Raw genomic sequence first — 18,973 nt, forward strand, 5'->3', positions numbered from 1 at the left:
TCTTGAGGTTGAGGATCGAAAGGTATTGTCGGTAGTCGATTCCGGCTATCGGGGGAGGAACCATGACACCGGAGCTTGTTGATCTTGGCGACCCGGCATTTCAGGCCGATCCGCATCCGTCCTACGCGTCCTGGCGCGGCACCGGTCCGGTCCGCCGCGCCCGGCTGCCCAGCGGCCTGGAGGCCTGGCTGATCACCCGTTACGACGACGCCCGGCGCGCGCTCACCGATCCGCGGCTGTCGAAGAAATCCTTCCCGATGGGGTCCGGGCAGGCCGGCGGCGGTTCCCGGACGGCGGGGACCGCTCCGCCGGCGGCGATGGGCCCGGGCATCGGCGCGGCGATCTCCAAGCACATGCTCGCGGTCGACCCGCCGGATCACACCCGGCTGCGCCGCCTGGTCTCGGCCGCGTTCACCGGCCGCCGGATCGAGGCGCTGCGGCCGCGGATCGAGCAGATCGCCGCGGAACTGCTGGACGGGATCGAGAAGGAGAAGAAGGTCGATCTGATCGACGCGTTCGCCTTCCCGCTGCCGATCCAGGTGATCTGCGAGCTGCTCGGGGTGCCGGCCGAGGACCGGGACGACTTCCGCGAGTGGTCGAACGCGGTCGTCGCCGGTTCGCAGGCCGGGCCGAAACTGGGTCCGGCGATCGAGGCGATGGTCGGATACATCCACACCCTGCTCGCCGAGCGCCGCGCGAAACCCGGTGACGACCTGCTGTCCGGGCTGATCCAGGTGCGGGACGCCGAGGACCGGCTGACCGAGGAGGAGCTCTCCTCGATGGTCTTCCTGCTGCTGGTGGCCGGGCACGAGACCACCGTCAACCTGATCGGAAACGGCGCCTACCTGCTGCTGCGCGACCGGGCCGAGTGGGAGCGTCTGGGTGCGGACCGCGGATTGCTGCCGGGTGCGATCGAGGAATTTCTCCGGTACGAGGGACCGGTCGAGACGGCCACCTTCCGGGTAGCCACCGAGGACGTGGAGATCGGTGGGGTGACCATCCCGGCCGGCGACCCGGTGGTGGTCTCGCTGCTGTCGGCGAACCGGGACACCGATCAGTACCCGGACGCCGACGAGCTGCGCCTGGACCGCCCGAACTCGCATCATCTGGCGTTCGGGCACGGCATCCACTACTGCCTCGGCGCTCCGCTGGCCCGGCTGGAGGCGCAGATCGCGTTCACCGCGCTGCTCGACCGGCACCCGGACCTGCGGCTGGACATCCCGGCCGAGGACCTGCGCTGGCGCCCCGGCCTGCTGCTGCGCGGCCTGGAGGAGCTGCCGGTCAGTCTGTAAATCTTGCGCTGACCGCCCGGGCTGGCATGATGTCGGCCGTGTCGAACATGCATGATCCGCGGCCGTCCGCGCCGGACTGGCCGACCACCGTGATGCCGACGGTGGCCCGCCGTGACGACAAGTACGCCGCGGCCGGTCGCCGCCGGCTGATCGTGCTCGGCTCGGCCGGCGCGTTCCTGGCCCTCGCGATCGGGTACTGGGCGTTCTCCGGTTCGGACGACGACACCCCGGCCCCGGTCGCGGCCCCGGTGACCAGCTCGGTCCCGGCGCCCGCGCTGACCACCGTCGAGCCGCTCGTCGAGACCAGCACGAAGGCCACCAGCAAGCCGCCGACCAGCAAGCCCACCACCAAGCCGGTCGCCACGCAGCAGGTCCGGCCGGGTCTGCTGCTCCAGCAGATGCAGCGCGAGCTTGGCCTGCTGGTCCGCCGGGAGGAGTTGGAGCGGGACGACGCCCGGTCGCTGAGCCAGCGGCTGCGCAAGGTCACCGAGTCGCTGCGCAAGAACGACCAGGAGGCGGCCGCCCGCCGGCTCAAGGACTTCGCCAAGAAGCTCGTCGACCTGCACGAGGACGACGACATCAGCGAGGACGGGTTCACCGCCCTGGCCAATGCCGCCGGTCAGCTCGCTACCCAGCTTCCGCCGATCTGAGGCGGCCGATCGCCGCCTCGACGCCGGCCACCCGGTCGGCCACCAGGGCGACCGCGCCGGCCGCCCGGACCATCGGATCCGCCTCGCTGCCGCCGAGCGCCTGCTCGCGCAGGTACCCGGCCTTGACCTCGGCCCACCGCTGTTCCCGGGCCGGGTCCAGCCGGCCACGGATCTCGGCCAGCTTGAGCAGGTTGGCCTCGGCGCCACCGGTGAGGGTCTGCGCCTCGCCCAGGTAGTGGTCGTCGAGCATCTGCTCCAGCTCGTCGTCGTTCATCGCCGGCACGATCCGCTCGGCGAGCTTGTTCATGTTGCGGTACGACCCCTGCAGCTTGAACGGCGGCTCGGTCCGGCTGGTATCGGACTGGGCGGCCGAGGCGATGTACGTCTGGTTGACCCGCAGCACCACCCGCTGCACCCGCTTCATCTTGCGCAGCACGGCCAGGATCTGCTCCAGCTCGGCCGCTGAGTACGGGTACGACAACCGATCCGCCCGGGCCGCCTCGTCCCCCTCGGCCAGCCGGATCAGCAGCGGCAGGTCACCGGAGTCCCGCCCGGCGAGCGGCGCCAGCACGGTGTTCGCGGTCAGCGCGTTCTCCAGATAGGACAGCTCGAACAGGTCCTCCCGGCCGGACAGCACGTCGCCGAGGTTCCACACGTCGGCCCGGTTGGCGAGCATGTCCGGGATCCGGAACCGCCGCCCGGTCTCGGTGTACGGGTTGCCCGCCATGCACACCGCGAACCGCTTGCCCCGCAGGTCGTACGTCCGGGTCCGGCCGTCCCAGACACCCTCCATCCGGCGCTGGGCGTCGCAGAGCGAGATGAACTTCTGCAACAGCTCCGGGTTGGTGTGCTGGATGTCGTCCAGGTAGAGCAGCACGTTGTTGCCCATCTCCAGGGCCAGCGAGATCTTCTCCACCTCCTGCCGGGCGGTGGCGTCCGGCGCGTCGGCCGGGTCCAGCGACGTGACGCCGTGCCCGAGCGCCGGGCCGTTGACCTTGACGAAGACCAGGCCGAGCCGGTCGGCGACGTACTCCATCAGCGTGGTCTTGCCGTAGCCGGGCGGGGAGATCAGCAGGAGCAGGCCGGAGCGGTCGGTGCGTTTGTCGTCGCCGGCCGCGCCGAGCTGCCGGGCCAGGTTGTCGCCGATCAGCGGCAGGTAGACGTCGTCGAGCAGCTGGTTGCGGACGAACGTGGTCATCACCCGGGGCTTGAACTCGTCCAGGCGGAGCCGGTCGCGTTCGGTGGCGGCGAGGGTGGCGCGCTGCTTCTGGTAGGCACGGAAGGCAGGCATCCTGATATTTCGGAAATCTCGGGTTTGGGCGAGCAGTGCGTCCAAGCGGATGTTGAGCCCGCCGTCGGTAATGCGCGGATGCACCCCGAGCAGCCCGGTGACCGTCTCGCTGGTGGCAGCGGACACGTCATAACGTGACAGCTTTGCTCCGGTCAGCTCGACAGCGACCGCCTCGTCCAAGTCGGATTTATCCCCCGCATCAGGCTTAGCCGTTAAAAATGCGCTCAGCCACGCATGTGCCAACTGACGCTGGGCGGTGGGATCCGACTCCAATGCCCGCAGATCGTCAGCGAACCGCGCACCACCCAGCTCACGATGGAACCGGTCCAGCAGGGTCCGCGCGCTCGCGCTGGTGGCGAAGCCGTGCCCGGCGGCCAGTTCCTCGACCAGATATTCGCCCACGGAGGATTCGGCGGAATTATCCAATTCGGACCGTAGCTGATCCAGGGCTGGGCCGACCGATCCGAACAGCTCCCGGGCACGAACCAGCGACGAGGCCCGCAAGGTCCACAACGACCGCTGCTCCGGCGTGGTGCCGGAAGCCCAGAACAACTGCGCCTCAGCGCGCGTCGACGCGTCATAGCGCAGCAACCCGGCCGCCGCGTGCAGTCGCAGCAACGCGTCCAGGATCACCGTGGCGTCGGCGTCGTGCACGCCGCGTTCGTAGCCCTCGTCGTACCTCTGCTCGGCGGCCCGGCGCACCAGGTCCCGCAACGTGCCATCGGTCAGTGCGGTGGCCGCGGCCGTGGGATTCTCGGCGAGAATCGCCGCAGCCAGGTGTTCCGCGCGGTACAGCTGCCGGTGCTCGGAGATCAGCGGCTGGTCCCAGAACGGCCGGGTCGCCTCGAACCCGGGATCGCGGACCGGCGCGCGGTAGTCGGTTCCGGTGATCGCGTACGCCAGCCCGCCGTCGTGCGGCACCAGGGTCAGGTCGATGGCCTGCTCGTTCACCGCGAACGTGTGCCGGCCCAGCCGGATCCCGCCGTCGCTGAACAGGTCGAGCCGGTCCCGCAGCGCCCGGGACGCCTCCTGCCGGGCCGCCTTGATCTGCCCGTCCAGCTCCTCGGCGCGGACCGTGTCGCCGCCCGCGCGCAACTCGTCGGCGACCGAGCGGACCTTCGCCACCATCGGATCGGTGGCGAAATACGTGTTCACCTCGTCCTGGTCGCCGAGCGTGGTGATCCGGCGGTGCACCGCGTCCAGGATCCGGCGGGCCGACGCGGCCAGCTTGTCGGCGCGCCGGGCCCGCTCGTCGAGCAGCGACTGCCGGCGCCCGGCGATCGCCTCGTAGACCTCGGTGCGCTTGGCGGCCAGCCGTTCACCGAAGTCGTCGACGTCGCCGAACCGGGTCTCCAGCGTCTCCACCTGGGCCATCAGCCGGGCCAAGTGCTCGTCGCAGCGTTCCGGGGTGTCGGCGGCGGCGAGCGCGGCGGCCACCGACTGGCCGAAGAGCGCGAACTCGGCGGCGAACGCGGCCCGGCCCTCGATCGCGGCCAGGTCCCGGCTGCGACCGTCCAGTGTGGCCCGTGCCCGGTTCAGGCCGCCGAGCACCGTGCCGATCTGCTCCAGGATGGACACCCGCACGGTGGCGTCGGCGATCTCCAGCCCGCCGACCACCTCGGTGACCACCTGCAGGCCGTCGGACTGCTCACCGATCCGGTCGCGGACCGGCTCGGCCTCGGCGACCGTGCCGATCGCGGCGGCCTGCACGGCCAGCTCCTCGACCACGGTCTGGTAGTCGGTGAACGCGTCCGGGCGGCGCAGGAACTCGACCGCGCGGCGGGCGGTCTCGTCGGTCGCGGTGACCAGCGTCGCGCCGATCCCGTCCAGCCGGTCGAGGTCGGCGTACCGCATCTCGCGCAGGCCGGCCAGCTTGCCGCGTTCGCGCCGCAGCTCGGCGAGCCGGGCCACCCAGCCGCTGGTGGTGGTCGGCGCCTCGGACTCGGCGCGGCGGATCAGCGTGCCGGCCGCCGCCTCGGCGTCGGCCATCGCCTGGGCCGCCTGCGCGGTCAGGGCCTGCACCGACGCGAACTCGTCGAGCACCTGGGTGGCCGCGGCGCGCACCTCGGCGAGCGGCTCGGCGAGGTTCTCCAGCTCCTCGTCGCCGATCCAGTGGTAGGTGTCGAAGGCCCGGGTGCAGGCCGCGATGATCGCCTCGAAGACCGGCCCGGCCGCGGACATCTCGTCGACCATCCGGGTCACCGAGAGCGCGTCGGCGATGCCCCGGACCAGATCGGCGTTGCCGATCCGGTCGAGCGGTCCGGTTCCGGCAGGTTGGGCCGCGGCGTGGGCATCCGAGACGTACGACGTCTGCCACACCTGTACGGGGTGCACCCGCGTCGGCTCGTCACCCGGGCTGCGCAGCACCACGAGCGTGCCGTCGTCGAAGATCGCATAGCCGTGGCCCGCGATCGGCGTGGCCACCTCCTTGCGGATCACGTTGTACGGCAGCAGCAGGTACCGCCCCGACCCGGCGTCGTGGAAGACGTGCAGCACGTCCTCGCCGTTGACCGAGCGGATCACCCGCTCGAACTCCAGCCCGCCGGTGTCCTGGTCGAACGTCTTCGCCACCCCGGTGGCCAGGTAGTACCCGCCGGGGAAGATGACGCCCTGGTCCTCGGGCAGCCGGCGACAGGCCTGCCCGATCCCGTCGAGGCGCTGCACGTCGTTGGTGCGCGTGTTGAACACCAGGTACCGGTGCGTGGTCTCCTGGTACGGCAGCACCCGCAGCAGGATCAGCGGCCCGACCCGGGCGTACGCGATCTCCGCGTCGGCCAGGCTCTGCAGCGGCTCGTCCACCGGCTCGGAGAAGATCCCCTCGCCGTCCTCGGTGTTGTTCTCCACCTTGACGGTCAGCGTGCCACCGACCGCCTCGACGAACACCTCGTCCTCGATCGACACGTGCGGGTGCCGGCCCAGCACGTGCTGCTCGCGGGTGGTCGGCGTCCAGGTGAAGTCGTGCGTCGGCGGGAGCACGTGGTCCCGTTCCCCGCGGGCGTCCTGGTAGGCCACCGACCCGTCGAGCCCGACCCGCCAGCGCAGCACCTTCAGGTCGTCGGCGCGCGCACCGGTCTGGAAGACCGCGAGCAGCAGCCCCTCGACCCGGCGCAGCTGCCGCAGCCGTGTCTCCTTGTAGTAGCGGTACAGCTCGGCGAAGTCCCGCCGGAACGCCGGGTCGTCCAGCAACCCGGCGTGGTGGACCGGCTGGAACTGCCGGTCGACGACGGCGAACACGTCGTCGACAGCGGTCTCGGCCTTCATCCCGAGGAACGCGTTCGCGCCGAACAGCAGCGCGTCCCCGGCCGGCGCCACGTCGACCGGCACGCAGTTGTTGCCGGTGCGGATCCGCTCGGTGCTCAGCAGCGCGGTCTGCTGAGCACCGAAGACCTCGACCCGGCGGGCGTTGAGCGTCTCGGCCCGGGTGGCCAGCTCACGGGCCTTGGCGCCGAGCCGGGCCCGGAGCACCTCGTAGGTGCCGGCGTCGATGTCGGTTCCGGTCACTCAGACTGGTCCTTCTTGAGCTGGTTCGCCACGGCCGCCGCCACGCTGAGGTTGGCGACGTCCGCGGTGGAGACCGAGCTGGCGAGCTTGTGCAGGTCGTCGGCGAGGTTGCCCTCACCGTTGAGGTACCGGGCGCCCATGCCCTGCACCACCGAGCTGTGCTCGACGAACCCGTCGATGCTCTTGCCCATCGTGATCGACCCGATCAGCTTGTCGAAGAAGACCGAGTCGCCACCGACGATGTCGATGTCCGCCTTCTCCAGGCCCGCGGCGATCACCATGGCCTGCGCCTCGGCGATCTCCTTGTGCACGTGGATGCCGGCCAGCCGGATCTCCTTCTCCATCTCCAGCCGCAGGCGGTACTCCTCGTGCGCGCGGGTGACGTCGTCGAGCGTGGCCATCGCGCTGGCCTTCTGCTCCAGGCCGATCGCCTCGCCGAGCAGCTTCTCCTTGATCGCCTCCGCGGCGACCAGGGCCTTCTCCCGCTCCACCACGGCCTCGGCGCGGCCGGTCTTCTCGTACACCTCGGCGGCACGGTCCCGGACCTGCACCTCGGCCAGACCGGCCGCGGCGGCCTCGGCCTGGGTGCCCTCGGCCAGCCGGATCTTGGCGCGGGCGTCGAGCTCGGCGGCCTGCTGCCGGGACTCGGCGAGCAGCAGCATCTCGCGGGCCTTGAACTTGGCCGCGGACTCCGCCGCCTCGGCCGCCTTGATGTCCTTGACCAGGAGTTCCTGCGCCTCGGCCTCGGCGTTGATGATGACGGCCTGGCGGGTCCGCTCGGCCTCCTCGACGACGCGCAGGCGCTTGATGTTCTCTTCCTGCTCGGCGACCGTCTTGTCGACCGCGATCCGCTCCCGGATCACCTCGGCCATGGTCCGCTTCTCGGTCTCGACTTCCTTGTCCTTGGAGATGGTGGACAGCTCGGTCTCCCGCTGGCGGCCGATCACCTCGAGCATCCGGTCCTTCTCGATGCGCTCGGTCTCGATCGCGATGACCCGCTCGCGGTTCTTCTCGGCGACCGCGATCTCCCGGTTCTTGTTCTCCGACTGCACGCCCAGCTGCTGCTCGGTCTTGATCCGGGCGGACTCGCTGCGCAGCGTCTCCTCGGCCCGGGCCAGGGCGATCTCGGCCTCCTCGCGGGCCCGTACGGTCTCGATCTCCCGGCGCTGCTTGATCTCCGCGTCCGCCTTGCGGCGTTCCAGCTCGAGGATCGCCTCGCGGGCGTCCACGTCCTGGCGGGTGATCTCCTTCTCCTCGTTGCGCCGGAAGTCGTTGGTGCGGATCGCCTCGATCGCGGTCAGCTCAGTGATCTTCCGGATGCCCTGCGCGTCGAGGATGTTCTTCGGGTCGAGCGAGGTGACCGGGGTCTGCTCGAGGAAGTCGATCGCCGCGTCCTCCAGGCTGTACCCGTTGAGGTCGGTGCCGATCACCTCGATGATCTGGTCCCGGAAGTCGTTGCGCTTGGTGTAGAGGTCGACGAAGTCGAGCTGCTTGCCGACGGTCTTCAGGGCCTCGGAGAACTTCGCGCTGAACAGCTCCTGCAGCGTCGCCTCGTTGCTGGCTCGGGCGGTACCGATCGCCTGAGCCACCTTGATCACGTCTTCGGTGGTCTTGTTGACCCGGACGAAGAAGGTGATCCGGATGTCGGCGCGGATGTTGTCCCGGCAGATCAGCCCTTCCCGGCCGGTGCGCGCGATCTCGATCGTCTTCACCGAGATGTCCATGAACTCGGCCTTGTGCAGCACCGGCAGCACCACCGCGCCGGTGAACGTGACGTCCACCCGGCGCACCTTGGAGACGATCAACGCCTTGCCCTGCTCCACCTTGCGGAACATCCGGCTCAAGAAGAACAGCACGCCGATCACGACGAGGACGATTACGGCGATCAGCACACCGAAACCCGTGGAGACAACGTCCATCAAAGGCCTTTCTTGGCAATATCGGCAGGAACGACCCAGAAGAACTCGCCTTCCAGGTCGACGTCGTAGATGAGGGCGACCGTGCCGGCCGCGAAGGTGTCCTGACCGGTCTGCCGGACCTGGATGATCGCCGAGGAGCCGTCCGGGGAGTGCACCTCGGCCTGACCGAAGGTCCGGGTCACCCGGCCGGTCCGGATCACGCAGGTGAGCCCGACGAAATCGGCGCGGGAGGCGTCCGGCCCGGTCGGCATCAGCCGGCGCAGCGGGATCGCCACCAGCCGGGTGATGATCCCGGCCAGGACCAGGGCGGCGACCGGGATGATCCACAGCGGGACCGTCCGGTGCCACTCGCTGCCGGCCAGCGTGCCGAACCAGGCGAGCGCGACCAGGAGCGAGACGAAGATCGGTACGGGTACGCCGAGCAGCGCACCGTACTCGTGCCCGGCCTCCGGGTCGGCGCCACCGGCGATGACCACGATCCAGTACCCGATGACGAGGATCAGCAGTGGTGTCAGGAGAACGGTCGGGAAGCTCAGTGCGGCCTCGATGAATCCGTTCGCCATGAGCCCCGTTCCCGTTCGCTGTGTGTCCCCTGAGAGTGACAGCCCGCGTCAATTCGCGATGTCCGGGGACTTGTTGTCCGGGGATAACCATGACCTTCATCCGGCGCCGGGGGAAGGGCAGACTTGGGTCATGGATCGGGAACAACTGGCCCATTTCTTACGAACCAGGCGTGAGGCTCTGCAGCCGGAGGACGTCGGGCTGCCCCGCGGCCCGCGCCGTCGCACCGGGGGACTGCGCCGGGAGGAGGTGGCGTCGCTGGCCGGCATGTCGGCCGACTACTACGGGCGGATCGAGCAGCAGCGCGGGCCGGCGCCGTCCGACCAGATGCTGGCCGCGCTGGCCCGGGCCATGCACCTGAGCCTCGCCGAGCGGGATCACCTGTTCCAGCTGGGCGGGCACCCGGCGCCGCGGCGGTCACTGCGCGACGACCACATCAGCCCCGGGATGATGCGGATCGTCGACCGGCTGATGGACACCCCGGCCATGGTGCTGTCCCGGTTCGGCGAGACGCTGCGGCAGACCCCGATGGCCCTCGCGCTGTTCGGCGACGAGACCCGGTACACCGGACTGGCCCGAGCGACCGTCTACCGCTGGTTCACCGATCCGGCCAGCCGGCGGGTCTACCCCGAGGTGGACCACCCCAAGCACGCGCGGTACTTCACGGCGAACCTGCGCCGGGCGTACACCGCCGACCCGCGGGGCCGGGCCGGTGAGATCGTCACGGCGTTGCTCGCGGCCAGTGACGAGTTCGCCGCGATCTGGGACGAGCACCAGGTCGGCCTGGTGCAGGTCGACCGCAAGACCCTGGTGCACCCGCAGCTCGGCGAGCTCGAGCTGTGGTGCCAGAACCTCTACGACGCCGAGCAGGAACAGGTCCTGCTGGTGTTCACCGCGGCGCCCGGTTCGGCGAGCTACGAGAAACTCCAGCTGCTCGCCGCCGTCGCCTGACATCCGGTTCTTCGAGACCCAGAAAGGCACCACCATGTCCAAAATCGCACTGATCACCGGCGGCAACCGTGGACTCGGCCGCGCCACCGCCCTGGCCCTGATCGACGCCGGCCACGAGGTGATCTACACGCACCGCGGTGACCCCGGCGAGAAGATCGACGCGGTGCCGCTGGAGCTCACCGTCGGCGAGATCGAGACGTACGACGACTTCGCCGACCGGCTGCGCGGCGTGCTGCGGGACCGGTTCGGCCGGGAGGACTTCGACTTCCTGGTCAACAACGCCGGCGTCGGCGTGCACGCCACCGTCGCGGAGACCTCGGTGGAGGCGTTCGACCAGCTGCTGAACGTGCACTGGCGCGGGATGTTCTTCCTGACCCAGAAGCTCCTGCCGCTGATCGCCGACCACGGCCGGATCGTCAACCTCTCCACCGGCCTGGCCCGGTTCACCGGCGACGGCTACGCCGCGTACGCCTCGATGAAGGGCGCCGTCGAGGTCTTCACCCGCTACCTGGCCAAGGAGCTGGCCCCGCGCGGGATCACCGTGAACGTGGTCGCGCCCGGCCCGTCGGCCACCGACTTCGGCGGCGGCGTGCTCCGCGACAACGAGCAGGTCCGGGCCGGGCTGGCGAAGGTGATCGCCCTGGGCCGGGTCGGGGAGCCGGAGGAGATCGCCGGGGTGATCACCGCGATGCTCGGCCACGACACCCGCTGGATCACCGGCCAGCGGATCGAGGCGTCCGGCGGCATGCACCTCTAGACGACTCCGAGGTCGTTCAGGCGGTTGATCTCACTGCCCTGCTCGACCGCCATCTCGTTGGCCATTTCGGACAGTCGCTCGTCTACGCCGCTGCGCAGCAGGTCGCCGGACATCTGCTGCGCCCCACGGTGGTGCGCGATCATCATGGTCGCGAAGCGGCGGTCGAAGTCGGCGCCCCGGGCCGCGGTCAGTGCGCTGATCGCGGCCGGGGTCTGCATCCCGGGCATGCCGGCGTGATCGTGACCGGGATCACTATCCGGCTTTCCGCGGTCGCGCAGCCAGGAGCGCAGTACGTCGATCTCGGGCTTCTGGGCCGCGCTGATCCGGCCGGCCAGGGCCCGGATCCCGGCGTTCCCGGCCCGGCTCGCGGCCAGCCCGGCCATCTCGATCGCCTGCTCATGGTGCGCGATCATCATCTGCACGAACGTCACGTCGACCGAGTTGTACGCCGACCCGTCCGGCGCCTGCACCTGATCGGAGTCGGTCACCCGGGCGGACTCACCGGGCCGTCCCGGCAGCACCACCCGCACCGGTTCGGTGGATGCGTGCACCGCCGCCGGCGAATCGACGGGTGCCCTGGTCAGCACCACGACGAGGGTCGCGCCGAGCAGTACGGCCGCGACAGCTATCCATTTCCACCGATTCATCTATCCCCCTCCGGCGGTTATCGTAGCCAAAGTCATCGATGTCGCTGGTGGTGCGCACACGTTCACATGTGGTGTCCGCCGGTGACTCGCAGCCGGAAGGAGCTCCATGAAGCACCTGGCCTCACGAGGGCTGGCCGCGATCACGATCCTGCTCGGATTGTCGATCGGCACGCCGGCCCGGGCCGGTACCACCGCCATACCCGCGGTCGACGAGATCGTCAGCAGCCCGAACATCTCCCAGGTCGGCCACCTGGACAAGACCGGGCCGTTCGCCGCCGAGAACTCGTTGAACACCGACTGGGCGTTCCACGGGAAGTACGCGTTCGGTGGCAACTACAACGGCTTCACCGTCTACGACATCAAGAACCCGCGGGACCCGAAGATCGCCACCCAGGTGGTCTGCCCCGGCTCGCAGAACGACCTGTCGATCTACGGCGACCTGCTCTTCGTCGCGACCGACTCGCAGCGCTCGGACGACTCGTGCGCCAGCGTGTCGGTGCCGGCCTCGTCACCGGCCGAGACCCCGCGGTGGGAGGGCATCAAGGTCTTCGACGTCAAGGACCCGCTGAACCCGCAGTACATCGCGGCGGTGAAGACCGACTGCGGCTCGCACACCCAGACCATGATCCCGGGCAAGGGCCGGGACCGGTCGGTGTACCTCTACGTGTCGTCGTACAACCTGTCGGGCGCGAGCGTGCCGAACTGCGCGCTGCCGCACGACAAGATCTCCATCGTCAAGGTGCCGCTGAAGAACCCGACGGCCGCGGCCGTGGTGGCGACGCCGGTGCTGTTCCCGGACGGTGGTTTCGGCGGTGACGAGGACGGCTCGCCGACGACCGGGTGCCACGACATCACGGCGTACCCGCAGAAGGACATCGCGGCCGGCGCCTGCATGGGCGACGGTGCGCTGTTCGACATCTCGAACCCGGTGGCGCCCAAGGTGATCACCACGGTCCGGGACACCGCGAACTTCGCGTTCTGGCACTCGGCGACGTTCAACAACGCCGGCACCAAGGTGGTCTACACCGACGAGCTGGGTGGCGGTGGCGGTGCGACCTGCAACCCCACGGTCGGACCGGACCGAGGCGCCGACGCGATCTACGACATCGTCGGCAAGGGCAAGCGGGCCAAGCTGGTCTTCCGCAGCTACTTCAAGATCCCGCGGGAGAACGCCGCGACCGAGAACTGCGTGGCGCACAACGGCTCGCTGATCCCGGTGCCCGGTCGGGACATCATGGTGCAGGCCTGGTACCAGGGCGGCATCTCGATCTGGGACTTCACCAACTCCGCGAAGCCGGTCGAGATCGCCTACTGGGAGCGCGGGCCGCTGAGCACCGAGCGCCTGATCGTCGGCGGTTCCTGGTCGGCCTACTGGTACAACGGCTACATCTACTCCAGTGACATCCAGAAGGGTCTCGATGTCCTGAAGGTCGACGACCGCCGGCTCCGTGGCGCGGAGCACTTCCGCACCCGGGAGTTCAACGCGCAGACCCAGGCGAACTTCTACACCTGGTGACGCTCGGGGGGACCGGCTGGCGGGCCGGTCTCACCCGTGCGGCGCGGCCGCCTTCGACCACGCCCACAGGGCCCACCACCAGCGCACCGTCTCCAGCACGGTGAGCTGCTCACCCGACGCGCCGAACCCGGTCAGCTCGTGCAACCGCCGCAGCCGGTAGCGGACCGTGTTCGGATGCAGATGCAGCGAGCCCGCGGTCAGGTCCAGCCGCTGACCCCGGTCCAGGTAGGCGAGCGCGGTCCCGGCGAGATCCCGATGGAAGTCGTCGTCCGGTTGCAGCGCGCCCAGCAACTCGTCGCTCAGGAACCCGGCCAGCATCGGCTGCTCGGCCAGCGCGGTCTCCCCGGCCAGCGAGGTCACCCCGTGCGTGCCGGTCTCCCCGCGGACGCGCGCCGCTTGCAGCGCGGCGAGGGCGAGGCGGTGCGCGGCTGCGGCGTTTTTCAACGGTACGGGGGGAGTGCTCACGACCAGTCCCGGCATCACGCCGGGCAGCCGCGGGGTCAGCCCGCTGAGCCGCCCGCCGACCGGCGCCAGCACCCCGCCGCAGCGCGCGAACGCCTGCTCCAGCTCGCGTACCCGGGCCGGTTCGGCGGCGTCCGACACCACGCAGTGGTAACGCCCCTCGGCGGTCAGCCCGAACCGCCCCAGGTCGCCACCGGCGTCCGTGCCGTCGGCGCCGTCGGTGCCCTCGCCGAGCAGCAGGTGCCGCAGCAGCCTGATCCGGGCCGCCCGCCGATCGAGGTCCAGCTGCCGCTCGGCGGTCCGGTATCCGGCCAGCACGTGGCGTTCCAGGGCGTTGCCGTACCGGTCGAGTCGCAGCAGCCCCTGCAGCAGCACGTCGTCCGGCAGGCCGGCGGCCCGGCCCCGGGCGATGGCGATCTCCAGGATCCGGCTGCGCCCGCCGTGCACCCCGGAGAGCAGTGCGCCCACCGGCACACCGAGCGACGCGCCCTCGGCGCCGAACCGCACCGCGTCGGCGAAGTCCTCGTCACCCGCCTCGCCGGCGCCCAGGAACGCCGCGCACCCGGCGGTGATCAGCGCGGCCACGTGCCGGCGGCTGGCGGCCGGTGGCAGCCGGGCCGACTCCGGTGACTGCGCCCGCGCCGAGGCGACCACGTCGTCGACCAGCCGGGTGTCCGTGGCCAGCGCGTGGACCAGGGTGGTGAGCACGTTCGCAGTCATCCGGCGGCACCTATCGAGACGATTGTTCTCCCGTGGTTACCGCAAAGTAACAGTTGCCGTCATCGATGTGAATCAGCCCAGCGAGGTGGCCCGCGCCTTGCGGTCGTGCTTGCGCTGGTACATCGCGGCGTCCGCCTCGCGCAGCAGCCGATCGCCCTCGCCCGGCCGCCCGGAGGCCGTACCGACGCTCGCGCCCACGGTCAGCCAGAGCTCGTTGATCATCATGGGCGCGGCGATCACGGTGGCGATCCGGTCGGCAAGCGTCGCGGCCGCCTCCGGGCCGATGTCCGGCAGCAGTACGGCGAACTCGTCGCCACCCAGCCGGGCGGCCACCTCACCGGCACCGAGCAGCCCGGCCAGCCGCTCGGCGACCATCACGAGCACCTGGTCACCGGCGTGGTGCCCGTGCCGATCGTTGATCGCTTTGAAGCCGTCCAGGTCGATCAGCAGCATGCTGACCGGGGTGCCGTCCGCGGCGCCGGCCGACTCGTCGATCCGGCGCTGCAGCAGCACCCGGTTGGCCAGCCCGGTGAGCGCGTCGTGGGTGGCCTGGCGCTCCAGCTCGTCGTGCAGCGCGCGGGTCTCGCTGGCGTCCCGTGCGTTGATCACCACGCCCTGGATGTTCGGGTTGTCGCTCAGGTCCGTGCTGATCAGATCCAGCCATCGGTACGTCCCGTCGGCGTGCCGCCAGCGCACCTGGGCGGCCAGGCCCCGCCCCGGGTTCGCGGTCTGCCAGGCGACGTGCCGCTGCACGGTCGCCATGTCGCCGGGGTGCGTCCGCTCGTGCAGGGTGTGACCCACCAGCTCCGACGGTGCGAGGCCGAGCACCCGCTCGGCGGCCGGGCTGGCGTACTGCACGACGCTGTCGTCGGTGACCACGAGGGTCAGGTCGGAGGTGTTCTGGACCAGCGCCCGGAACCACTCCCGCTGCTGGTCCAGCTCGGTGAGCAGGTGCTCGTTGTCGCGGACCGCGGACAGCTGGCGGCCCAGCACGAGCGCCGTGATGGCCACCGCGCCGATCGCCACACCCCAGGTCCGCAGGTCCGGCTCGCCGTCCCGGAGCGCGTTCACCACCAGCAGCTGGGTGGCGATCACCGCGAGGTACGGCAGCACGCTCGGCCGCTGCCCGACCGTCCGGTCGCGGTCCAGGTCCACCGGCCGGGTCTGCACCAGCTGCAACCGCAGCGTGGCCGACACGATCAGGCACGGGAACAGCTGGACCAGGAACATCACCTGCGGGTCGACCTCGTCGCCGAACAGCACACCGGCCACCGAGGCGCCGAGCGAGGTCCCGGCCAGCCCGACGCAGCCCAGCACCCCGGCGAACCGGTTGAACGGCGCCGTCCCGCTGAAGATCAGTTTGAGGACGCCGAACGCGATGAGCAGCATCACCACCGTGGTGGCCGCGGCGCCCAGGCGGTCGATCGCGTCGTGCCCGCTCAGCTCGTCGGCGAGCAGGAAATACCAGAGGAAGACCGCGACGCCGGTGAGCACGGTGGCGGCGTCCAGCCAGAGCCGCAGCCGCTGCCGGCCCTCCCCGCCGAGCGGGTGCCGCAGCGTGGCACCGACCACGATCGCCATGCCGCACACCACGAACGCGGTCTGCACCACGCTGATCCGGTCACCGTGCCCGGCGTAGGACAGCACCGTCTGATAGGTGTCGCCGACCGCGGACGAGCCGCAGGCGATGATCACCGCCCGCCAGAACTTCCGGGCAGGCCCGGTCACGTCCGGGTGCCTCGCCAGCCGCCAGGCGAAATAGACATCCAGCACGTCGACGGCGGTCTGCACGGTCCACGACGCGTTGTTCCCGCTCAGCCCGGTGAGGAACAGCGGGACCATGAGCAGGCCGACCAGCACCAGCACGAGCAGCACGGGATCGAGGGCGGCGACTCGTCTGCCCATGATCGCTCCCGTCGTGGACGCTCTTTTTAGGTCCGGAATGTTCGATCGGCCCGGACCTGCGAGATGTGAGCGCTCGGCGGTGGTTACTTTAAATCGGCTTTAATCTCCGAACGTGATCGCCGGGAAAGCCACCATACTGGCTCGAACCGTGCGGTCCGGTGCCGACGGCCCGGGCTGGTCGATCGGCGGGCGAACCGGCCGGCCCGGGTCCCCACCGGACATTTCGCCACGGCCCACGGTTTCCGGTCCGCTTCCACCCGCGGCTTCCGGTCCGCCTCCACCTGCGGCTTCTCGTCCGCTGCCACCTGCGGGTGAAACCGACTGCCCGGCGCGCCGCGTCCCCCGGCCGGCCAGGGTGGACGGATAGTTTGACTGTCATGACGACGACCGCGCACCGTACCTCGGTGTTCCGGTCGTTCCCCGCGCTGCTGGCGCTGGTCCTGGCCTTCTTCGCGGCTACCGCGACCCCGGCCGTCACCGCACCGGACGTCCACCGCGCGTCGATCTCCGCCTCGCTCGCCCAGCACATCGACACCGCGAGCGCCGCCGCTTCCGCACCCGCCTCCGCCGTACCGGCCGAGGCCACCGCACCGCCCGCCGAGCCGGTCTCCGGCTACCCGGTCGCCGACCGCACGCGCGCCCTTCTCGCGCAGCGCTCGACCGGTACCGCGGGTTCGCGCGCACCGCCCCGCACCGCCGCCTGAATCCCCGGCACCGGCCGTCACGTCGGTCGCTCCGGGGTCGCGTGCACGTGCCCGGCCAGCGGAATCCCCAGACGAGCGGAAGCGGAAGAAACTCATGAACATGGTTGCCGAGATGCTGCTGCACGAGCCGGCCCCGGTCGCGATCTGGGGCGCCCTGTGGCTGGCCACCGTCCCGGCCATGGTGGTGCTCGCCAGCCCCGCCGGAGTCCGCAACCCGGGCCGCGCGCTGCTCGACGCGTGTGCGTTTTTGATCGGCCGCCCGAACCGCCGGCCGGCCGCGCCGGAGCCCGCGCCGTCCGACTTCTTCGCGACCGGCCCGGTGTCCGCGGGGTACGCCCTGGAGACGGTCTTCTCCTACCCGGCATTCGCCGCGGAGGTGCCGGTCCCGGCCGGCGCGGTGACGTATGCGGGGCCGGCTGTCGCGGCCGGCGTCGCCGTTTCGGCCGGGGTGCGCGGCGCCATTTCCTCGGGGCCGGTTTCCCTCGCCACCGCCGTTTCCGCAATGGCGTCGTCCGACTCCGCTTCGGTCGGGATCGTGCGGGTGGTGGGCGCGTCTTCGGCCGCCGGTGGAGAGGCTGTTCCCTCGGCAGCCGTTCCGCTGGCTGGGGTGGCTGCTCCTTCCGGGGCCGCGGCGGGTGGGGGCCTCGGGGCTGGTGGGGGCGGTGATGCGGCTGACCGTGCGTACCAAAATAGGGTTTTTGCGGATCTGGCGCCGGTCCGGCCTTCCCTGTTCTGCCGCTTCTTCCAGCGGGCGGCGGCGCGGCGTGCGGAGCGTTTGCGGCGGGCGACCGAGGCGCTGAAGGCGGTCCGTTACGCCGACGAGGTGCGGGTGGCCGCGGAGCAGGCCGGGTACGCCGCGGACCGCTGGCAGGAGAACTGGGAAGCGGCGTCCGAGCGGGTCGACGCGTCCTTCCGGGCCTGGCAGTCGGCCGACTCGCGGCTGCGGCGCAGCCGGGAGGGAACAGCCTTCGGTACGCCGTTCACCGGGCAGACACCGGCCGAGTATGCGGACCGTGAGCGCCACCTGCACCTCGCGGTCCGGGCTGCGGCGGAACGTGGCGAGTTGCCGACCAGCGCCGTCGCCGACGCCCTGACCGGCCGGGGTGGCTGGAACGCCCGCCTGCACCCGGTCGAGCAGGAACTCGTCATCCAGCGAGCCAGCGCCACCCACCTGGAAGCGGTCTGGAAGCGCGCCGTCGAGGCGGAGAGCGCCGCCTGGGCGGACGCGCAGACCGCCCGCCGCGACTGGCAGAGCCTGTGCCAGGAGTCGATCGTCGCCACCGCACACGCCACCGCGGTCCACCACCTGTTGCCAACCGAGCCGCCCACCGTGGCGGCACCCGCCCACCCGGCCGCCGTCGCCCGCGTCGCCTGACACCCAGTCCCGCACGGCTCCGACCAGGCCTTGCCCTGACGTGCGTCCCCTCGCGCGTCTCTCGCGCATGCCCTGTCGCATCCCCTCGGGCGTCCCCTCGCGCTCCCCGCCGTGCCTGTCGCGCGTGCTTCGCGCCATGTCTGTATGCCTGGATATCTGTCGTGAGTTCTTCGCGCGCCGCGCCTGCTCTGCCCGGTGCCTATCGCTCCGCACGCCCTCTCTGGATCTTGGAGATTTGCGCTCTTAGTGCGACCACCATTCGTCAAGATCGTGGCGGATCCGGCGGCGGCGCGTGCGGGGCGGCGCGTGCGGGGCGGCGCCTGAGGGTGGGTGGTGCGAGGCGGGAGCGCGGCGCGTGCCGGGCAGCGCGTGCGGGGCAGTGCGTGCGGGGCAGTGCGTGCGGGGCAGTGCGTGCGGGGCAGTGCCTGAGGGTGGGTGGCGCGAGGCGGGAGCGCGGCGCGTGCGGGGTGGGCGGTGCGAGGCGTGCGGTGCGAGGCGGGCGGGGCGGGTGTGCGGCGCGTGCGGGGGTGGGTGGCGCGAGGCGTGCGGCGCGTGCGAGGCGGGCGGGGTGGGCCGCGCGATGGGAGCGCGGTGTGCGGTGAGGCGGGCCGGTGCCGCTGGGGCCAGTGGGCGCTGTCCATATTGGATCGGCGGCTGGCCGATTTGCGCATGTAAATCAACGAACCCCCGGCGAGCCGCCGGGGGTTCGGGTGGAGCGGCCC

At 70.9% G+C, this 18,973-nt stretch carries 13 protein-coding genes; 7 read left to right on the forward strand and 6 right to left on the reverse strand.

All coding sequences use genetic code 11. The annotated features are described in order from the left end of the window. The first annotated feature begins 62 nt into the window (after positions 1-62). A complete protein-coding gene (locus Apa02nite_RS12155) occupies positions 63-1,292 on the forward strand; it encodes a cytochrome P450 family protein (protein WP_203825139.1) in 1,230 nt (409 codons plus the stop codon). A gap of 47 nt (positions 1,293-1,339) precedes the next feature. Further along, positions 1,340-1,942: an FIMAH domain-containing protein gene (locus Apa02nite_RS12160; RefSeq protein ID WP_373872910.1), complete on the forward strand. Its 603-nt coding sequence runs from the start codon at positions 1,340-1,342 to the stop codon at positions 1,940-1,942. Here the strand turns inward: Apa02nite_RS12160 and Apa02nite_RS51890 are convergent. From Apa02nite_RS51890 to Apa02nite_RS12175, 3 genes are read right to left on the reverse strand one after another with little or no spacing between them, the layout of a single operon-like run. Then, positions 1,920-6,734 carry a DNA repair ATPase gene (locus Apa02nite_RS51890; RefSeq protein ID WP_203825141.1) on the reverse strand — a complete coding sequence of 1,605 codons (4,815 nt, stop codon included), beginning with the start codon at positions 6,732-6,734 and terminating at the stop codon, positions 1,920-1,922. The genes Apa02nite_RS12160 and Apa02nite_RS51890 overlap by 23 nt on opposite strands. Then, positions 6,731-8,653 carry an SPFH domain-containing protein gene (locus Apa02nite_RS12170; protein WP_067705135.1) on the reverse strand — a complete coding sequence of 641 codons (1,923 nt, stop codon included), beginning with the start codon at positions 8,651-8,653 and terminating at the stop codon, positions 6,731-6,733. The genes Apa02nite_RS51890 and Apa02nite_RS12170 overlap by 4 nt, the downstream gene beginning before the upstream one ends. Next, complete coding sequence (locus tag Apa02nite_RS12175) at positions 8,653-9,216, reverse strand: OB-fold-containig protein (protein ID WP_203825142.1); 564 nt, start codon at positions 9,214-9,216, stop codon at positions 8,653-8,655. The genes Apa02nite_RS12170 and Apa02nite_RS12175 overlap by 1 nt, the downstream gene beginning before the upstream one ends. A 130-nt stretch (positions 9,217-9,346) precedes the next feature. Between Apa02nite_RS12175 and Apa02nite_RS12180 the strand changes: the two genes are divergently transcribed. Together Apa02nite_RS12180 and Apa02nite_RS12185 are read left to right on the forward strand one after the other, a co-directional pair. Continuing rightward, positions 9,347-10,165: a helix-turn-helix transcriptional regulator gene (locus Apa02nite_RS12180; RefSeq protein WP_203825143.1), complete on the forward strand. Its 819-nt coding sequence runs from the start codon at positions 9,347-9,349 to the stop codon at positions 10,163-10,165. Between the two features lie 34 nt (positions 10,166-10,199). Then, complete coding sequence (locus Apa02nite_RS12185) at positions 10,200-10,922, forward strand: SDR family NAD(P)-dependent oxidoreductase (RefSeq protein WP_203825144.1); 723 nt, start codon at positions 10,200-10,202, stop codon at positions 10,920-10,922. On the opposite strand, the gene Apa02nite_RS12190 is transcribed toward Apa02nite_RS12185, so the two are convergent. After that, the gene (locus Apa02nite_RS12190; protein WP_203825145.1) at positions 10,919-11,569 is read right to left on the reverse strand and encodes a DUF305 domain-containing protein; all 651 of its coding nucleotides are present in this window, start codon (positions 11,567-11,569) and stop codon (positions 10,919-10,921) included. The two genes, Apa02nite_RS12185 and Apa02nite_RS12190, sit on opposite strands and share 4 nt — an antisense overlap. Before the next feature lie 106 nt (positions 11,570-11,675). On the opposite strand from Apa02nite_RS12190, the gene Apa02nite_RS12195 reads away from it, so the two are divergent. Further along, positions 11,676-13,085 (forward strand): LVIVD repeat-containing protein, encoded by a 1,410-nt coding sequence (locus Apa02nite_RS12195; RefSeq protein WP_239164269.1) that lies wholly within the window; start codon positions 11,676-11,678, stop codon positions 13,083-13,085. Between the two features lie 30 nt (positions 13,086-13,115). Here the strand turns inward: Apa02nite_RS12195 and Apa02nite_RS12200 are convergent, their stop codons facing one another. Then, complete coding sequence (locus tag Apa02nite_RS12200; protein WP_203825146.1) at positions 13,116-14,267, reverse strand: RsbRD N-terminal domain-containing protein; 1,152 nt, start codon at positions 14,265-14,267, stop codon at positions 13,116-13,118. A 72-nt stretch (positions 14,268-14,339) separates the two neighbouring features. Beyond that, positions 14,340-16,172, reverse strand: a complete 1,833-nt coding sequence (locus Apa02nite_RS12205; protein WP_203825147.1) for a diguanylate cyclase domain-containing protein — start codon at positions 16,170-16,172, stop codon at positions 14,340-14,342. 377 nt (positions 16,173-16,549) lie between these two features. Here Apa02nite_RS12205 and Apa02nite_RS12210 point away from each other — a divergent pair, with 377 nt between their 5' ends. Beyond that, positions 16,550-16,876 (forward strand): hypothetical protein, encoded by a 327-nt coding sequence (locus Apa02nite_RS12210; protein ID WP_203825148.1) that lies wholly within the window; start codon positions 16,550-16,552, stop codon positions 16,874-16,876. 100 nt (positions 16,877-16,976) lie between these two features. Continuing rightward, positions 16,977-18,251 carry a hypothetical protein gene (locus Apa02nite_RS12215; protein ID WP_203825149.1) on the forward strand — a complete coding sequence of 425 codons (1,275 nt, stop codon included), beginning with the start codon at positions 16,977-16,979 and terminating at the stop codon, positions 18,249-18,251. Positions 18,252-18,973 lie beyond the last annotated feature (722 nt).

Origin of the sequence: Actinoplanes palleronii, assembly GCF_016862315.1 — a bacterium.
GTDB lineage: Bacteria > Actinomycetota > Actinomycetes > Mycobacteriales > Micromonosporaceae > Actinoplanes > Actinoplanes palleronii.